The 16227-nt window shown below is 59.2% G+C and carries 15 protein-coding genes; 11 read left to right on the top strand and 4 right to left on the bottom strand.

Annotated elements, in window-relative coordinates; translation table 11 throughout:
* The first annotated feature begins 112 nt into the window (after positions 1-112).
* Both pgl and tisB read left to right on the top strand, forming a co-directional pair.
* Positions 113-1108 (top strand): 6-phosphogluconolactonase, encoded by a 996-nt coding sequence (pgl, locus tag RVY89_RS12325; protein WP_008501123.1) that lies wholly within the window; start codon positions 113-115, stop codon positions 1106-1108.
* Between the two features lie 443 nt (positions 1109-1551).
* The gene (gene tisB, locus RVY89_RS12320; RefSeq protein ID WP_023332440.1) at positions 1552-1641 is read left to right on the top strand and encodes a type I toxin-antitoxin system toxin TisB; all 90 of its coding nucleotides are present in this window, start codon (positions 1552-1554) and stop codon (positions 1639-1641) included.
* A gap of 55 nt (positions 1642-1696) precedes the next feature.
* Here tisB and RVY89_RS12315 read toward each other — a convergent pair whose 3' ends face one another.
* Positions 1697-2980, bottom strand: coding sequence for a putative acyl-CoA thioester hydrolase (locus tag RVY89_RS12315; RefSeq protein WP_484825477.1), 1284 nt, complete (start codon positions 2978-2980; stop codon positions 1697-1699).
* A gap of 224 nt (positions 2981-3204) precedes the next feature.
* Here RVY89_RS12315 and hutI point away from each other — a divergent pair, with 224 nt between their 5' ends.
* The 5 genes from hutI (at position 3205) to hutH (ending at position 9449) form a co-directional block, all read left to right on the top strand.
* Positions 3205-4428 carry an imidazolonepropionase gene (hutI, locus tag RVY89_RS12310; RefSeq protein ID WP_484825476.1) on the top strand — a complete coding sequence of 408 codons (1224 nt, stop codon included), beginning with the start codon at positions 3205-3207 and terminating at the stop codon, positions 4426-4428.
* The gene (gene hutG / locus RVY89_RS12305; RefSeq protein WP_484825475.1) at positions 4425-5363 is read left to right on the top strand and encodes a formimidoylglutamase; all 939 of its coding nucleotides are present in this window, start codon (positions 4425-4427) and stop codon (positions 5361-5363) included. The genes hutI and hutG overlap by 4 nt, the downstream gene beginning before the upstream one ends.
* Before the next feature lie 19 nt (positions 5364-5382).
* The gene (locus RVY89_RS12300; RefSeq protein ID WP_371898863.1) at positions 5383-6117 is read left to right on the top strand and encodes a histidine utilization repressor; all 735 of its coding nucleotides are present in this window, start codon (positions 5383-5385) and stop codon (positions 6115-6117) included.
* 126 nt (positions 6118-6243) lie between these two features.
* A complete protein-coding gene (hutU, locus tag RVY89_RS12295; protein WP_484825474.1) occupies positions 6244-7929 on the top strand; it encodes a urocanate hydratase in 1686 nt (561 codons plus the stop codon).
* Positions 7929-9449 carry a histidine ammonia-lyase gene (gene hutH / locus RVY89_RS12290; protein WP_484825473.1) on the top strand — a complete coding sequence of 507 codons (1521 nt, stop codon included), beginning with the start codon at positions 7929-7931 and terminating at the stop codon, positions 9447-9449. The genes hutU and hutH overlap by 1 nt, the downstream gene beginning before the upstream one ends.
* Before the next feature lie 83 nt (positions 9450-9532).
* On the opposite strand, the gene RVY89_RS12285 is transcribed toward hutH, so the two are convergent.
* Positions 9533-10009: a kinase inhibitor gene (locus tag RVY89_RS12285; RefSeq protein ID WP_008501131.1), complete on the bottom strand. Its 477-nt coding sequence runs from the start codon at positions 10007-10009 to the stop codon at positions 9533-9535.
* A 48-nt stretch (positions 10010-10057) separates the two neighbouring features.
* Positions 10058-11347 carry an adenosylmethionine--8-amino-7-oxononanoate transaminase gene (gene bioA / locus RVY89_RS12280; RefSeq protein WP_484825472.1) on the bottom strand — a complete coding sequence of 430 codons (1290 nt, stop codon included), beginning with the start codon at positions 11345-11347 and terminating at the stop codon, positions 10058-10060.
* 86 nt (positions 11348-11433) lie between these two features.
* Between bioA and bioB the strand changes: the two genes are divergently transcribed.
* Genes bioB through bioD form a run of 4 tightly spaced genes read left to right on the top strand, consistent with a single transcriptional unit; the run spans position 11434 to position 15061 of the window.
* Entirely contained in the window at positions 11434-12474 is a 1041-nt protein-coding gene (bioB, locus tag RVY89_RS12275) for a biotin synthase BioB (protein ID WP_008501133.1), read from the top strand.
* Complete coding sequence (gene bioF / locus RVY89_RS12270) at positions 12471-13628, top strand: 8-amino-7-oxononanoate synthase (protein ID WP_484825471.1); 1158 nt, start codon at positions 12471-12473, stop codon at positions 13626-13628. The genes bioB and bioF overlap by 4 nt, the downstream gene beginning before the upstream one ends.
* Positions 13612-14367, top strand: a complete 756-nt coding sequence (bioC, locus tag RVY89_RS12265; protein WP_484825470.1) for a malonyl-ACP O-methyltransferase BioC — start codon at positions 13612-13614, stop codon at positions 14365-14367. The genes bioF and bioC overlap by 17 nt, the downstream gene beginning before the upstream one ends.
* On the top strand, positions 14360-15061 hold the full coding sequence (bioD, locus tag RVY89_RS12260; RefSeq protein WP_484825469.1) for a dethiobiotin synthase: 702 nt from the start codon (positions 14360-14362) through the stop codon (positions 15059-15061). The genes bioC and bioD overlap by 8 nt, the downstream gene beginning before the upstream one ends.
* Here bioD and RVY89_RS12255 read toward each other — a convergent pair.
* Positions 15024-15746, bottom strand: coding sequence for an ABC transporter ATP-binding protein (locus RVY89_RS12255; RefSeq protein WP_484825468.1), 723 nt, complete (start codon positions 15744-15746; stop codon positions 15024-15026). The genes bioD and RVY89_RS12255 overlap by 38 nt on opposite strands.
* Between the last annotated feature and the right edge of the window lie 481 nt (positions 15747-16227).

Raw genomic sequence — 16227 nt, 5'->3', positions numbered from 1 at the left:
CGTTTTGATGGGATGGTACACCGAGAGGCGAACGCTTCAAAACTCCTGTCGACAATTCAGCATTCACCGTCAAAAGTTAACTACTTTCATGCGCAGTGAGGAGTGAATATTCATGAAACAAACCGTTTATACCGCCAGTCCTGAAAGCCAGCAGATCCACGTCTGGCGTTTAAATACCGAGGGGACACTCACGCTGGTTCAGGTTGTTGATGTGCCAGGCCAGGTGCAACCGATGGTCATCAGCCCGGATAAACGTTTCTTGTACGTGGGTGTGCGCCCGGAGTTCCGCGTGCTGGCCTATCGTATTTCTCCGGACGACGGCGCGCTGACGTACACTGCCGAAGCTCCGTTGCCGGGTAGCCCAACCCATATCTCAACCGATCGTAAAGGTAACTTTGTCTTCAGCGGCTCTTATAACGCGGGCTGCGTCAGCGTAACGCGTCTGGAAGACGGCATTCCGGTCGAAACCGTGGATGTGGTGGAAGGGCTGGAAGGCTGCCACTCGGCGAATATCTCTCCGGATAACCGCACGCTGTGGGTGCCTGCGCTGAAGCAGGATCGTATCTGCCTGTTCACCCTGAGCGACGATGGTCACCTGGTGGCGCAAAATCCTGCCGAGGTGACTACCGTTGAAGGAGCAGGTCCGCGCCATATGGTCTTCCATCCGAACCAGCAGTACGCCTACGTGGTCAACGAACTGAACAGCTCTGTGGACGTATGGGAACTGAAAGATCCGAACGGTCAGATTGAGTGCGTGCAGACGCTGGACATGATGCCGTCTGATTTCTCCGACACCCGCTGGGCGGCAGATATCCACATTACGCCAGATGGCCGACATCTGTACGCCTGTGACCGTACCTCCAGCCTGATTACCGTGTTTAGCGTTTCCGAAGACGGCAGCGTGCTGGCGATTGAAGGGTTCCAGCCAACGGAAACCCAGCCGCGCGGCTTTAATATCGATCACAGCGGCAAATACCTGATTGCGGCGGGGCAGAAATCCCACCACATCGCGCTGTATGAAATTAAAGGCGAGCAGGGTCTGCTGGAAGAGAAAGGGCGTTATGCCGTAGGCCAGGGGCCAATGTGGGTGGTGGTAAACGCTCACTAAGCGGCTGAAAACAAAAAACCTCGCGAATGCGAGGTTTTTTTATGCCCAGTGGTAGCCGGGTGAGCACATCAAAACGTAACCAACATGGTCATCATAATGTCGACTCAAGGCGAAGTAAATTCATTGTCAACGAAGGGCCAAGAACAGAGAATGATTATCGGTTGTTATTATTAAAATAATCAGTTACTTAGATGCATTTTCTTTATAAATTCCTAAACTGACCTGATCTGTTTTTATGTACAGTAGTGATTTGATATCATTCTGTCCGTTGGCTTGATGTGTTGCAGTTCCGCAATTCAGGATCCGTATTCAGTCCTGGCTGTCGGGTGGTGCCGACAGTGCCTAAACTGGGGAGCACATCAAAACTTAACCAACACACCTCTGGTGACAGGCAGCGGAAAGGTAAATCAGGGGAGAAGTGCTCTATACCAAAGGAGTGGCGTATGAGCGGTGTGGAATGGGCAATTCTGTTCCTGCAACTCATGGTTGCGATTATGCAACTATTGGATGCGTATCTTAAGTTTGGAGCCTGATGCATTCGGTCGCAGTAAAAAGGGGGATTAAACTCCCCCTTTTACTCTCATCTTATTACTGCTTCGGCTCAGCAACCACTTTGCTACCCAGACCGCGGTTGTTGTACTCCCACATGCGGTTGAAGTTAGCGTCGTTCAGGTTGCGCTGCACGTTCCCTTTATCGTCCACCGCACCGGTATTGCCGGAGAACGGACGTTTGGAGATCGCGGCATCCGCCCACGGTTTCGCCATGTTGAAGCCTTCGTTGATCGCGCTGTCGCGGATCACGACCTGACCGTTGGTTGCAGAGTCCACGTCCAGGGAGCGTCCCAGCTGTGCCACGCCGTCACCGGCAGCATTAAAGCGGCTGTTCACGGCCAGGAAGCCGTAGAAGAGGTTCGACTGGGTTGCCGGAGCAAACACGTAGCCTTCCTGCTGAGTACGTGAATTCACCACGCGGAAATCGGTGTTATCAAACACCACCGCGCCGCGACCGGAGACCAGATCCACGTCACCTTCAACGTAGCTGTTGGTCACCAGGGTACGGGTCAGGCGGTTATTCTGCAGGGTGTTCTGCACGCCGCTGTTGGTCACGAAGAAGGTGTTCTGACGGCCCAGAATGTTGACGTTGTTAATCTGCACCTGATCGCCATCGCTACGCAGCGCAACGGCCTGGTGGTTACCGGCATCAACGCTGTCGCCCAGGGTATTCTGAATGGTCAGGTTCTGCAGCTGCAGACCGTTATTCTGAGACCAGAACACCGCCGAACACATCACGCCAATGGTGGCGGAACGCTTGCTCTGGCAGTTATCAAACATGTACCACGCCGGTTTACCCGGCATATATTTACCGGCCGGGTTCACCAGGTGACGCCAGGTGTTGCTGTCGATTTCGGAATCAATCGCCAGGCCAATTTTTACGTCGATCGCTTTTTCGCCCAGACCGTAAAGCGTAATGCTGCCTGGTGCGGCCGGAACATACACGGTGCCTTCATATTCACCTGGCAGGATCGCGATGTACTGGCGAGACGCGCTGTGTTTAGTGATGGCAGCATCAACCGCAGCCTGAATAGAGGTATGCGTTACGCCCTGCGCACCCGCCGGGCCAACCACGAAGTCAGGCTGTTTAGGCAGGTTAATAGAAGACGGTGTCCACGGTGCAGCGTTAGGATCCATCGCCGAGAAGTAATGCGCACGGTCGAAGTTCTTCGCTTCATCAGCGGACAAAATTGGGCGGGAGGCGGTACCGGGCGCAACCTGCTCAGAAGGTCGCTGATCCGGTGGAGTTGAACTGCATGCGGATAAGGTCACGCCAAAGGCGAGTGCTAACGCCAGACGGGAAATCCTGGAAATGTTCAAGGTGAAGCTCCTGGGTATGCAAGTCTTTACGGGATAGACGAAATAGCCTGCTTTTTTATACTAAGTTGAGCGAAACGGGAAGATAAAAAGGGTAAAAGTTGCATTTTTAGCCCAGGAGCGGCAGGTAAGTGATCACAAATAAATAACATTTTCCTTCAAGGCAGTTGACAGTAGACGGTGGATGCAAATAAATGTCTATACAACCCATGACAAGTGGAATGCCCATGCAGCAGATTCATCCCGACGATGTGATATGGCGAAATGCGCGACTGGCTACGATGGCGCCTGACGTCTGTGCGCCCTATGGACTGAAAGAGCAACACGCCCTGGTCGTACGCGGCCACACCCTTCTGGCCGTGATCCCTGAATCTGACATACCGGCCGGACACCGTCACTGTGTCGATCTCCAGGGGCGTCTGGTCACGCCTGGCCTGATTGACTGCCATACCCACCTGGTGTTTGGCGGCGATCGCGCGGCGGAGTGGGAGCAGCGTCTTAACGGTGTTTCTTATCAAACCATCAGCGCCCAGGGGGGCGGGATTAACGCGACCGTGACGGCGACGCGCAGCAGCTCGCCCGAAACCCTGCTTAAGCTGGCGCAGCAGCGGCTTCAGCGTCTGATGAATGAAGGCGTCACTACGGTTGAAATCAAGTCCGGATACGGTCTCAACGCCGAGGCCGAAGAGAAGATGCTGCAGGTCACGCGCCAGCTGAGCCTCAAAAATCCGATCGATATCAGCCCAACGCTGCTGGCGGCTCATGCGGTTCCGCCGGAATACCGACAGGATCCGGATGCGTACCTCACGCTGGTCTGTGAGCAGATATTGCCCACGCTGTGGCAAAAAGAGTTATACGAAGCAGTAGACGTATTCTGCGAAAACGTCGGCTTTACGCCGTCGCAAACCGAGCTCCTCTTTAAGGCGGCAACCGCGCTCGGTATCCCGGTGAAAGGGCATGTCGAGCAGCTGTCAAATCAGGGCGGTGCGGCGCTGGTCAGCCGGTATAAGGGACTCTCCGCCGATCATATCGAATATCTCGACGACGCGGGCGTTCAGGCGATGGCGGAAAGCGGCACGGTTGCGGTCCTGTTGCCGGGGGCGTTCTATTTTCTGCAGGAGCGCCAGCGTCCGCCGGTTGAACAGCTCAGAAAACAGGGCGTGCCGATGGCGGTTGCCACCGACTATAACCCGGGCACCAGCCCGTTTGCCAGCCTGCACCTGGCGATGAACATGGCCTGCGTCCAGTTTAGCCTGACGCCTGAAGAGGCCTGGGCTGGCGTCACGCGGCATGCCGCGCAGGCGCTGGGCCGCGGTGAAACCCACGGACAGCTGCGGGCCGGGTTTGTCGCTGATTTTGTCGTCTGGGATGCGCACCATCCTGTAGAAATGGTCTACGAGCCGGGACGCAATCCGCTGTATCAACGTATTTTCCGTGGGGAGGCAGCATGAGATTATGGCGGCCCGTAGCCGAAACGGTCTGGCAGGGGCGTGACGACAGCGCCGAGGCCAGCAATGCAAAGCGAATTTTCCAGACGATAAAGCAGCAGGGGCAGTTCACGCCGCTTCCATCCGGCATCGCGCTGATAGGCTTTGAATGTGATGCAGGGGTAAAACGCAATCAGGGCAGGCCTGGCGCCGTGCAGGCACCGGATATGCTGCGAAAAGCGCTGGCCAATATGGCAAGCCATCAGGGACACGATCGGCTGGCGGACATGGGCTCGGTTTACGTTGAGGGCGACGAGCTGGAAGCGGCGCAGCAGGCGTTAAGCGATGCCGTCACGGCCTGTCAGCAGTCCGGGATGCGTACGCTGGTCTTTGGCGGCGGGCATGAAACCGCCTGGGCGCACGGTCGCGGCGTGCTGGACGCCTTCCCGAACGGGCGGGTTGTCATTATCAATCTTGATGCCCATCTCGATCTGCGCAAGGCCGACCAGGCCACGTCCGGCACCCCGTTTCGCCAGCTGGCGCATTACTGCGATGAGCGCGGGCGGGCATTTCAGTACGCCTGCTTTGGCGTGAGCCGGGCGGCGAACACGCAGGCTTTGTGGGATGAGGCCGAACGCCTGAACGTCACGCTGGTGGAAGATCTCCATTTCAGGCGCGATGCGCTATCCGCGCTGAAAAAGGAGCTGGCGCAGGCCGATCGCGTCTACCTGACGATCGATCTGGACGTGCTGCCCGCCAGCGAAATGCCCGCCGTGTCCGCACCGGCTGCGTTAGGCATACCGGCACTGGATCTTCTCCCGGTTATCGAACAAATCTGCCGTAGCGGTAAGCTACAGGCCGCCGATCTGGTAGAGTTTAACCCGCAGTACGATCGGGACGGACAGGGCGCAAAGCTTGCCGCCCGTCTGGCCTGGCAAATTGCTCACTGGTGGGCATAACACTATTCAAGGAGTCACGATGTTTTCACGCTCACCCCTACCGCAGTCGAGCTCTCCCGCACCTTTTTACGAAAAGGTGAAGCAGGCGATCAGCGAAAAAATTGCCACCGGCGTCTGGCGGCCGCACGATCGCATTCCCTCGGAGGCCGAGCTGGTGGCGCAGTTTGGTTTTAGCCGGATGACCGTCAACCGGGCGCTGCGCGAGCTGACCGACGAAGGGCTTCTGGTGCGCCTGCAGGGCGTGGGGACATTTGTGGCGGAACCGAAAGGGCAGTCTGCCCTGTTTGAAATCCGCAGCATTGCGGACGAAATCGCCGCCCGTAATCATCAGCACCGCTGTGAGGTGCTGGTGCTCGAAGAGACTCAGGCCAGCGCCGAGCAGGCGGTAGAGCTGAATGTTAAAGAGGGAAGTCGGATCTTCCACTCGGTGATGGTGCATTTCGAGAACGACATTCCGGTGCAGATTGAAGATCGCTGCGTGAACGCTGAACGGATACCGGATTATTTGAACCAGGATTACACCCAGACCACGCCGCACGCCTATCTCTCGCTCGTCGCACCGCTGACGGAAGGGGAGCACATTGTGGAGGCCGTGCGCGCCACGCCGCAGGAGTGCGAGCGGCTGCGCATTAAAGAGCACGATCCGTGCCTGCTGATCCGCCGTCGAACCTGGTCCTCGTCGCACATTGTGTCGCATGCCCGGCTGCTTTTCCCGGGGAACCGCTATCGGCTGCAGGGCCACTTTATGTCATAAGTTTTAAAAGCGTGATAGCTAACGCAATATAACAAAATTGTATCTTTTTTGTTAAATCCGACCTTGTGTGTGCTTGTCTATACAAGTATATCTAAATACATCACTGTCCCGTATGAGGAGCACACAATGTCGTCAGGTAAATACCGCCAGCAGGATGTCCGCGCCGCGCGCGGCACCACCCTTACCGCCAAAAGCTGGCTCACCGAAGCCCCGCTGCGCATGTTGATGAATAACCTCGATCCTGAGGTGGCGGAAAACCCCCACGAGCTGGTGGTCTACGGCGGCATAGGCCGCGCCGCGCGCAACTGGGAATGCTATGACGCAATTGTAAAATCCCTGACCGAGCTCGAACACGACGAAACCCTGCTGGTGCAGTCCGGCAAGCCGGTTGGCGTGTTTAAAACGCACAAAAACGCGCCGCGCGTGCTGATCGCCAACTCTAACCTCGTGCCGCACTGGGCCACCTGGGAACACTTCAACGAACTGGACGCAAAAGGGCTGGCGATGTATGGCCAGATGACCGCGGGAAGCTGGATCTACATCGGCAGCCAGGGGATTGTGCAGGGCACCTACGAAACCTTCGTGGAAGCCGGTCGTCAGCACTATAGCGGCTCGCTGAAAGGCCGCTGGGTATTAACCGCGGGTCTCGGCGGGATGGGCGGCGCGCAGCCGCTGGCCGCCACGCTTGCCGGCGCGTGCTCCCTCAACATTGAATGCCAGCAGAGCCGCATTGATTTCCGTCTGCGCACCCGCTACGTCGATGAGCAGGCAACCGATCTGGACGATGCGCTGGCGCGCATCAAAAAATACACGTCCGAAGGCAAAGCGGTGTCGATTGCGCTGTGCGCAAATGCGGCGGACATTCTTCCAGAACTCGTCGCCCGCGGCGTGCGTCCGGATCTGGTCACCGACCAGACCAGCGCCCATGACCCGCTGCACGGTTACCTGCCAAAAGGCTGGTCGTGGGAATCCTATCAGCAAAAAGCGGAAACCGATCCGGAAGGCACGGTGCTTGCCGCGAAACGCTCCATGGCCGAGCACGTCTCCGCGATGCTGGCCTTCAGCCAGATGGGCATTCCGACCTTTGACTACGGCAACAACATCCGCCAGATGGCGAAAGAGATGGGCGTGAATAACGCCTTCGACTTCCCCGGCTTCGTTCCGGCCTATATCCGTCCGCTGTTCTGCCGCGGTATCGGTCCGTTCCGCTGGGTGGCCCTGTCCGGTGACCCGGAGGATATCTACAAAACCGACGCCAAAGTGAAGGAGATCGTTGCCGATGACGAACACCTGCATCGCTGGCTGGACATGGCTCGCGAGCGCATTAACTTCCAGGGCCTGCCGGCGCGTATCTGCTGGGTAGGGCTGGAATGGCGGCAAAAGCTGGGCCTGGCCTTCAACGAAATGGTGCGCAGCGGTGAAGTTTCCGCGCCGATTGTCATCGGCCGCGACCATCTCGACTCCGGCTCCGTCGCCAGCCCGAACCGCGAAACGGAAGCCATGCGCGACGGCTCGGATGCGGTCTCCGACTGGCCGCTGCTGAACGCTCTGCTGAATACCGCCAGCGGCGCGACCTGGGTATCGCTGCACCACGGCGGCGGCGTGGGGATGGGCTTCTCCCAGCATTCCGGGATGGTCATCGTCTGCGACGGAACCGATGAAGCCGCCGCGCGTATTGCTCGCGTACTGCACAACGACCCGGCCACCGGCGTGATGCGTCACGCGGATGCGGGTTATGAGATTGCCATTGACTGTGCCAAAGAGCAGGGCCTTAACCTGCCGATGATCCCTGCCACACAAGGAAAGCATTGATGAACGCATTAACACTTACTCCCGGCTCGCTAACGCTCAAGCAGCTGCGTAACGTCTGGCGTCAGCCGGTCACCCTTTCGCTGGATGCAAGCGCCCACGCCGCCATTAACGACAGCGTCGCCTGCGTCGAAGCCATCGTGGCCGAAGGGCGCACCGCCTACGGGATTAACACCGGCTTTGGGCTGCTGGCGCAGACCCGTATCGCGACACACGATCTGGAAAACTTACAGCGTTCGCTGGTGCTGTCACACGCGGCGGGTGTGGGTCAGCCGCTGGATGATGAGATTGTCCGTCTGATGATGGTCCTCAAAATCAACAGCCTGGCGCGCGGTTTTTCCGGCATTCGCCTGAGCGTGATTCAGGCGCTGATGGCGCTGGTGAATGCGGAGGTCTATCCATGGATCCCGGCGAAGGGTTCCGTCGGGGCTTCCGGCGATCTTGCGCCGCTGGCCCACATGTCGCTGCTGCTGCTGGGCGAAGGCAAAGCGCGCTGGCAGGGCGAGTGGCTTCCTGCGAAAGAGGCCCTGAAAAAAGCCGGATTAACGCCAATAACGCTGGCGGCGAAAGAGGGGCTGGCGCTGCTGAACGGCACTCAGGCATCGACCGCCTTCGCGCTGCGCGGCCTGTTTGAAGCGGAAGATCTGTTTGCCTCAGCGGTGGTGTGCGGTGCGCTGACCACCGAAGCCGTGCTGGGCTCGCGTCGCCCGTTCGATGCCCGCATCCACGAGGTGCGCGGCCAGCGCGGGCAGATTGATGCCGCCGCGATGTATCGTCACGTGCTTACCGACACCAGCGAAATTGCCGATTCACACCATAACTGCGAGAAGGTTCAGGATCCGTATTCCCTGCGCTGCCAGCCGCAGGTTATGGGCGCGTGCCTGACGCAGCTGCGCCAGGCGGCAGAGGTGCTGCTGGTGGAGGCCAACGCGGTGTCCGATAACCCGCTGGTGTTCGCCCAGGAAAACGAGGTGGTCTCAGGCGGTAACTTCCACGCCGAGCCGGTGGCAATGGCGGCGGATAATATCGCCCTGGCGATTGCCGAAGTCGGCGCGTTGTCCGAACGCCGTATCGCGCTGATGATGGATAAACACATGTCCCAACTGCCACCGTTCCTGGTGCGTAACGGCGGGGTCAACTCGGGCTTTATGATCGCTCAGGTGACGGCCGCAGCGCTGGCAAGCGAGAACAAGGCGCTGTCGCATCCGCACAGCGTGGACAGCCTGCCAACCTCGGCGAATCAGGAAGATCACGTTTCGATGGCACCGGCTGCCGGGCGTCGTCTCTGGGAAATGGCCTCCAACACCCGCGGCGTGCTGGCGGTGGAATGGCTGGCGGCGAGTCAGGGGATCGATCTGCGTGAAGGGCTCAAATCCAGCCCGCTGCTGGAGCAGGCGCGTCATGCGCTGCGCGAGCATGTATCGCATTACGATGACGACCGGTTCTTTGCGCCGGATATTGATAAGGCGATGCAGCTTCTGGAAGAGGGACGCCTTGTAGGACTGCTACCTTCGGTGCTGTGATTTTTGCCCGGTGGCGCTGCGCTTACCGGGCCTACGAATGCGAAATGTAGGCCGGGTAAGGCGTAGCCGCCACCCGGCTTTTTTCAGGAATACATCGCCGTGATCGACGCGCTCCCCAGGGAATGGAAATGCACGTTAAACCCGACCATCGCGCCGCTCGCGCCTTCATCGACCTCAATCTTCTCCACATCCAGCGCGTGCACCGTGAAGATATAGCGGTGGGTTTCCCCTTTTGGTGGCGCCGCGCCGCCGTAGCCCGCTTTACCAAAGTCAGTACGCGTCTGAATGGCGCCTTCAGGCAGGGCAACCAGGTCTGAACCAGAGCCCTGCGGCAGGACGCGGGTGTCGGCAGGCAGGTTCGCCACAATCCAGTGCCACCAGCCGGAGCCGGTAGGCGCATCCGGGTCGTAGCAGGTCACGACAAAGCTTTTAGTGCCTGCCGGAACCTCGTCCCACGCCAGGTGCGGGGAGATATTGTCTCCCTGATACCCCATGCCGTTGAATACGTGGCGTTCCGGCAGTTTTTCACCGTCGCGCAGATCTTTACTGATGATTTTCATACGGTTTACCCTCGTTAATCACTCGTTCAGCAAGTGTAATGCATAGGGCTAAATCGTGAAATGCGCGGGAATGTTAACGGCTGTTACGACCGCGTCGGTTAATTTACGCAGCTGCTCCGGCGTAATGCTGTACGGCGGCATCAGGTAGATAAGCTTGCCGAAAGGCCGGACCCACACGCCCTGGTCCACGAAGAAGCGCTGCAGCGCCGCCATGTTCACCGGATGGGTGGTTTCAATCACGCCGATGGCGCCCAGCACGCGCACGTCCGCCACGAAATTCGCACCCGAGGCGGCATTCAGCTCATCTTTCAGCTGCGCCTCAATCGCTGCCACCTGCGTCTGCCACTCGCCGCTCTCCAGAATGGCCAGGCTTTCGCTTGCGACGGCGCAGGCCAGCGGGTTGCCCATAAACGTCGGGCCGTGCATAAAGCAGCCCGCCTCACCGTCGCTGATGGTGTCGGCAACCTGGCGGGTCGTGAGCGCGGCGGAGAGCGTCATGGTGCCGCCGGTCAGCGCTTTACCCAGACACAGAATATCCGGGGCGATACCCGCATGCTCGCAGGCAAACAGCTTGCCGGTGCGGCCAAAGCCGGTGGCGATCTCATCGGCAATCAGCAGAATGCCCTCGCGGTCGCACATCCTGCGAATACGCTTCAGCCATTCCGGATGGTACATACGCATTCCGCCCGCGCCCTGCACGATCGGTTCAAGAATGACGGCTGCAATCTCGTGACGATGCGCTGCCATCAGCCGCGCGAAGCCGACCATGTCCATCTCGTTCCACTCGCCGTCGAAGCGGCTCTGCGGCGCAGGGGCGAACAGGTTTTCCGGCAGATACCCCTTCCACAGGCTGTGCATGGAGTTATCCGGATCGCACACCGACATCGCCCCGAAGGTATCCCCGTGATAGCCGTTGCGGAAGGTGAGGAACCGCTGGCGCGTTTCGCCTCTGGCGTGCCAGTACTGCAGCGCCATTTTCATCGCCACTTCCACCGCCACGGAGCCGGAGTCGGCCAGGAACACGCACTCCAGCGATTCAGGCGTCATCGCCACCAGACGGCGGCATAAATCTACGGCGGGCTGATGGGTGATCCCGCCAAACATCACGTGCGACATCTGGTCAATCTGGGCCTTCATCGCCGCATTCAGGCGCGGGTGGTTGTACCCGTGAATCGCCGCCCACCAGGAGGACATCCCGTCAACCAGCCGCTCGCCGCTGGCGAGGTGCAGCTCGCAGCCGTGGGCCGAGGCCACCGGATAGACGGGAAGGGGGCGGGTGGTGGAGGTGTAAGGGTGCCAGATATGCTGCTTGTCGAAGGCGAGATCGTCCTGGGTCATAATCGACTTGTAAACCATTTTGAAAAGTTTTAGGTTTACGAGTATAAACCGAACCGAAAATTAACAAAACCCTTTGGAGAAGCCCGATGGCTCACCACGCACGCTGGACGATGTCGCAAGTCACTGAATTATTCAATAAACCTTTCCTTGAGCTGATGTTCGAAGCCCAACAGGTGCATCGTCAGCACTTCGATCCTCGCCATGTTCAGGTCAGCACGCTGCTGTCGATCAAGACCGGCGCCTGCCCCGAAGACTGCAAATATTGTCCGCAGAGCGCGCGCTACAAAACCGGTCTGGAGTCAGAGCGCCTGATGGAAGTGGAGCAGGTCCTCGACTCCGCGCGCAAGGCGAAAAACGCCGGCTCGACCCGCTTTTGCATGGGCGCGGCGTGGAAGAACCCGCACGACCGCGACATGCCGTACCTGGAGCAGATGGTAAAGGGCGTGAAGGAGATGGGTCTCGAAGCCTGTATGACCCTCGGTACGCTCAACGAAGAGCAGGCGCAGCGCCTCTCGGCCGCGGGGCTGGACTACTACAACCACAACCTCGACACCTCGCCGGAATTTTACGGCAATATCATCACCACGCGTACCTACCAGGAGCGTCTGGATACGCTGGATAAAGTGCGTGACGCGGGGATCAAGGTCTGTTCCGGCGGCATCGTGGGCTTAGGCGAAACGGTGAAAGACCGCGCTGGCCTGCTGCTGCAGCTGGCGAACCTGCCGACCCCGCCGGAAAGCGTGCCAATCAACATGCTGGTTAAGGTCAAGGGCACGCCGCTGGCGGATAACGAGGACGTGGATGCGTTTGATTTTATCCGTACCATCGCGGTGGCGCGCATCATGATGCCAACGTCTTACGTTCGCCTTTCAGCGGGCCGCGAGCAGATGAACGAGCAGACCCAGGCGATGTGCTTTATGGCCGGAGCCAACTCTATCTTCTACGGCTGCAAGCTGCTGACCACGCCGAACCCGGAAGAGGACAAAGACGTTCAGCTGTTCCGCAAGCTGGGGTTGAACCCGCATCAGACCGAAGTGCTGACGGGCGATAACGAGCAACAGCAGCAGCTGGAGCAGCAGATTTTCAACGCCGACACCGATCAGTTCTACAACGCGGCAGCCGTATGACCTGGCAGGCACGTATCAACTCTGCGCTCGACGACCGTCGGGCGGCAGAGGCGTTTCGCGTTCGCAGGGTGGTGGAAAACGGCGCGGGCCGTTTTCTTACCCGTGAAGGCCAGCGGTTCTGCAATTTCTCCAGCAACGACTATCTCGGGCTGAGCCAGCATCCGACCATCATCCGTGCCTGGCAGCAGGGCGCTGAGCGGTTTGGCGTGGGCAGCGGCGGATCGGGACACGTCAGCGGATACACTACGGCACATCAGGCGCTGGAAGAGGAACTGGCTGACTGGCTCGGCTACCCCCGCGCGCTGCTCTTTATCTCCGGCTTTGCCGCCAATCAGGCGGTGATTACTGCCCTGATGGAAAAAGAGGACCGCATTGTCGCCGACCGCTTAAGTCACGCCTCCCTGCTGGAGGCGGCACATTTAAGCCCGGCTCAGCTGCGGCGGTTTGCCCATAACGATGCTGGACAGCTCGCTGCGCTGCTGGATAAACCGTGTGACGGACAACAGCTGGCGGTCACGGAAGGGGTGTTCAGCATGGACGGCGACAGCGCGCCGCTTGCCGCGCTGCATGAGGCCGCAAAACGGCAGAATGCATGGCTGCTGGTGGACGATGCCCACGGCGCTGGCGTAATGGGCGACGAAGGGCGCGGCAGCGCGCATCAGCAAAACGTGAAGCCGGAACTGCTGATTGTCACCTTCGGCAAAGGCTTTGGCGTCAGCGGCGCCGCCGTGCTGTGCAGCGAATCCGTTGCCGACTATCTGCTGCAGTTTGCCCGACACCTGATTTACAGCACCAGTATGCCCCCGGCGCAGGCCGTGGCGCTGTCGGCGTCGCTGGCGGTCATCCGCAGCGCGGAAGGGGATGAGCGTCGCCAGCGTCTGGCAGAGCATATCTCTCGCTTCCGCCAGGGGTTAGCGGCGCTGCCTTTTCGCAGTCCCGATTCGCAGAGCGCTATCCAGCCGGTGATTGTCGGCGAAAACGGCCGCGCGCTGGCGCTGGCACAAGCGCTGCGCGAGCGCGGCATGTGGGTGACCGCCATCCGTCCGCCCACCGTACCGCCGGGCACGGCGCGGCTACGCTTAACCCTGACGGCGGCGCATGAACGACAGGATATTGAGACGTTGCTGGAGGCGCTCCATGATGCCGGTGAATAAGCAGGCCATCGCGGCGGCATTTGGTCGCGCCGCGCAGAGCTATTCGCAGCATGATGAGCTGCAGCGTCTGAGCGCGCAGGGGCTTCTGGCCGCCCTTGGCGAGAACCGTTTTCCACAGGTGCTGGACGCCGGCTGTGGTCCCGGCAGCAACAGCCGCTACTGGCGCGGGGCGGGAAGCCAGGTGACGGCTATCGATCTCTCAGCCCGGATGCTGGAAGAGGCGCGCCAGCAGCAGGCTGCAGATCGTTATCTGCTGGCCGATATCGAGGCGATCCCGCTTGCGGACGCGCAGTTTGATCTGGTCTGGAGCCATCTGGCGGTTCAGTGGTGCAGCAGCCTGCCGCAGGCCTTGCGCGAGCTTTATCGCGTGGCGCGACCGGGCGGGAAGGTGGCTTTTACCACCCTGCTGGAAAGTTCGCTGCCGGAGCTGAATCAGGCCTGGCAGGCGGTCGATGAACAGCCGCACGCTAACCGGTTTTTATCGCATGAGCAGGTGACGCAGGCGCTGGCAGGCTGGCGCGCTCGCAGCGTGGTGCAGACCATCACGCTCAATTTTAGCGATGCGTTCAGCGCCATGCGTTCGCTGAAGGGCATAGGCGCCACGCACCTGCATACCGGACGCGAGAAAAAACCGCTCACCCGGGGTCAGCTGCAGCGCCTTGAGCTGGCCTGGCCGCAGCAGCGGGGTCAATACCCGCTCTCCTATCAACTTTTTCATGGGATTATCGAACGTGACTGAACGTTATTTTGTTACCGGCACGGACACAGAAGTGGGCAAAACGGTAGCCAGCTCGGCGCTGCTGCAGGCGGCACGGCTGCTCGGAAAAAACACCGCCGGGTTTAAGCCTGTAGCTTCCGGCAGCGAGATGACGGCGGAAGGGTTACGCAACACCGACGCGCTGGCGCTCCAGCGTAACAGCACGCGTGAGCTTGCCTATTCCGCGGTGAATCCGTACACCTTTGCCGAGCCGACCTCGCCGCACATTATCAGCGCTGACGAAGGTCGTCCGATTGATTTTGCCGTGCTGTCTGCCGGATTGCGGACGCTGGAAAGTCAGGCCGACTGGGTGCTGGTGGAAGGGGCCGGCGGCTGGTTTACGCCGCTTTCAGACACGCAGACGTTTGCTGACTGGGTGCAGGCCGAGCAGCTTCCGGTCATTCTTGTCGTCGGCGTCAAGCTGGGCTGTATCAATCACGCCATGTTGACCGCGCAGGCCGTACAGCAGGCCGGACTGCGTCTGGCGGGCTGGATAGCCAACGACGTGGTTGCGCCGGGTAAACGCCATCAGGAGTACCTGGCGACGCTCAGGCGTGTCCTTCCCGCGCCGTGCCTCGGGGCGATTCCCTGGCTTGCTGACGGCGCGGAAAATGCCGAAACCGGACGTTATCTCGATCTCAGCGTTTTGCTTCCCGCGACATCCAGTGAGCGATAAGCTCATCATCCAGTTCGTTAACGTGGCCCTGAGCCACGTTACGCCCGCGATAGAGCATGCAGAAACGGTCCGCCACCCGACGGATAAACGACAGCTGCTGCTCCGCTAATAGCACCGTCATACCCAGCTCCCGGTTTAATCGCCCCAGCAGCTGCACCAGCTTCTGGGCAACGCTGTGCCCCGCGCCGTGAAGGGGTTCATCCAGGATCAGCAGGTGAGGGCGGTTCACCAGCGCATTAGCCAGCGCCAGCTGATACTGGTGGTCCGGAGAGAGCGTGTTGGCGCGGGTTTGTCGCACCCCATAGAGCGCGGGAAACAGATCGTAAACGTCATTTTTCGCCTCAGGGTTAGGTTTCCCCGTCGCCCGCATGGCGATATGCAGGTTCTCCTCAATCGTTAGCTGAGAGAAGATCCGCCTGTCCTGCGAGACATAGCCAATCCCTGGCCCGGGGCGCTGTTCTGACGGCGGGTTGAGCAAATCGCGCGGCGGCGCGCCCGCCTCATACCAGATGATGCTGCCGCTTTCGACGGGCACTTTCCCGGCGATGCAATTCATGAGGGTGGTTTTACCCATGCCCGGCAGGCCAACGACGCCTGTACACATCCCTTGCGGAAAATCTAAATCCACATTCCATAGCGTATGTTGACTTCCGTAAAACTGATTCACTGCACGCAGACTCAACATCTTTCTCTCCTTAAAAATGTGTGTAGGTGAGGCTCGGGTTTGAATCTGCAAAACCCCTGCCACAAAGCGGAAAGTGATTAAAAAAGCGACTTTTTTAGGAATAAGTCACAGAAGCGTGGCGGATAAAAAGCGGGATTGCACATCGACGGTGCCAGCGGTGGTGAGTTGTGGTGCAGAGCCCGAAATGGTGAAAATGTGAGCAGGATCGCATCGGTTGGTTATGAATGACGCAACTGTTAATCAGCAAAAAATAGCTATAAAAATTTTTTGCCGCCGTCTCGTGGGAAAATCCGGGAATTTGCGGAGCGCCAGTCTGCATGGGCTGGAAGCAGTTATCCACTATTCCTGTGGATAACCATGTGCATTAGAGTTAGAAAACACGCGATAAGCGAGAGAGGACGCGGCTTACGCCCAAATTGACGCGAAACGCGGCTTTAGAAAATATCGTTTAATTTTTAATTGCTTAGATAAAAGCAATTCC

The organism is Enterobacter sp. 3U4, assembly GCF_057224565.1.
The sequence above is the reverse complement of the archived record's forward strand: the minus strand, read 5'-3'. Positions and strand labels throughout refer to the sequence as shown.

Bases quoted from the DNA above. Each gene is read 5' to 3' on its own strand.
- RVY89_RS12300 (WP_371898863.1), top strand. From the start codon at position 5,383: ATGTTTTCACGCTCACCCCTACCGCAGTCGAGCTCTCCCGCACCTTTT.
- bioF (WP_484825471.1), top strand. From the start codon at position 12,471: ATGACCTGGCAGGCACGTATCAACTCTGCGCTCGACGACCGTCGGGCG.
- tisB (WP_023332440.1), top strand. From the start codon at position 1,552: ATGAGCGGTGTGGAATGGGCAATTCTGTTCCTGCAACTCATGGTTGCG.
- bioA (WP_484825472.1), bottom strand. From the start codon at position 11,347: ATGACCCAGGACGATCTCGCCTTCGACAAGCAGCATATCTGGCACCCT.
- pgl (WP_008501123.1), top strand. From the start codon at position 113: ATGAAACAAACCGTTTATACCGCCAGTCCTGAAAGCCAGCAGATCCAC.
- bioB (WP_008501133.1), top strand. From the start codon at position 11,434: ATGGCTCACCACGCACGCTGGACGATGTCGCAAGTCACTGAATTATTC.
- RVY89_RS12255 (WP_484825468.1), bottom strand. From the start codon at position 15,746: ATGTTGAGTCTGCGTGCAGTGAATCAGTTTTACGGAAGTCAACATACG.
- hutH (WP_484825473.1), top strand. From the start codon at position 7,929: ATGAACGCATTAACACTTACTCCCGGCTCGCTAACGCTCAAGCAGCTG.
- hutG (WP_484825475.1), top strand. From the start codon at position 4,425: ATGAGATTATGGCGGCCCGTAGCCGAAACGGTCTGGCAGGGGCGTGAC.
- RVY89_RS12285 (WP_008501131.1), bottom strand. From the start codon at position 10,009: ATGAAAATCATCAGTAAAGATCTGCGCGACGGTGAAAAACTGCCGGAA.
- hutU (WP_484825474.1), top strand. From the start codon at position 6,244: ATGTCGTCAGGTAAATACCGCCAGCAGGATGTCCGCGCCGCGCGCGGC.
- hutI (WP_484825476.1), top strand. From the start codon at position 3,205: ATGCAGCAGATTCATCCCGACGATGTGATATGGCGAAATGCGCGACTG.
- bioC (WP_484825470.1), top strand. From the start codon at position 13,612: ATGATGCCGGTGAATAAGCAGGCCATCGCGGCGGCATTTGGTCGCGCC.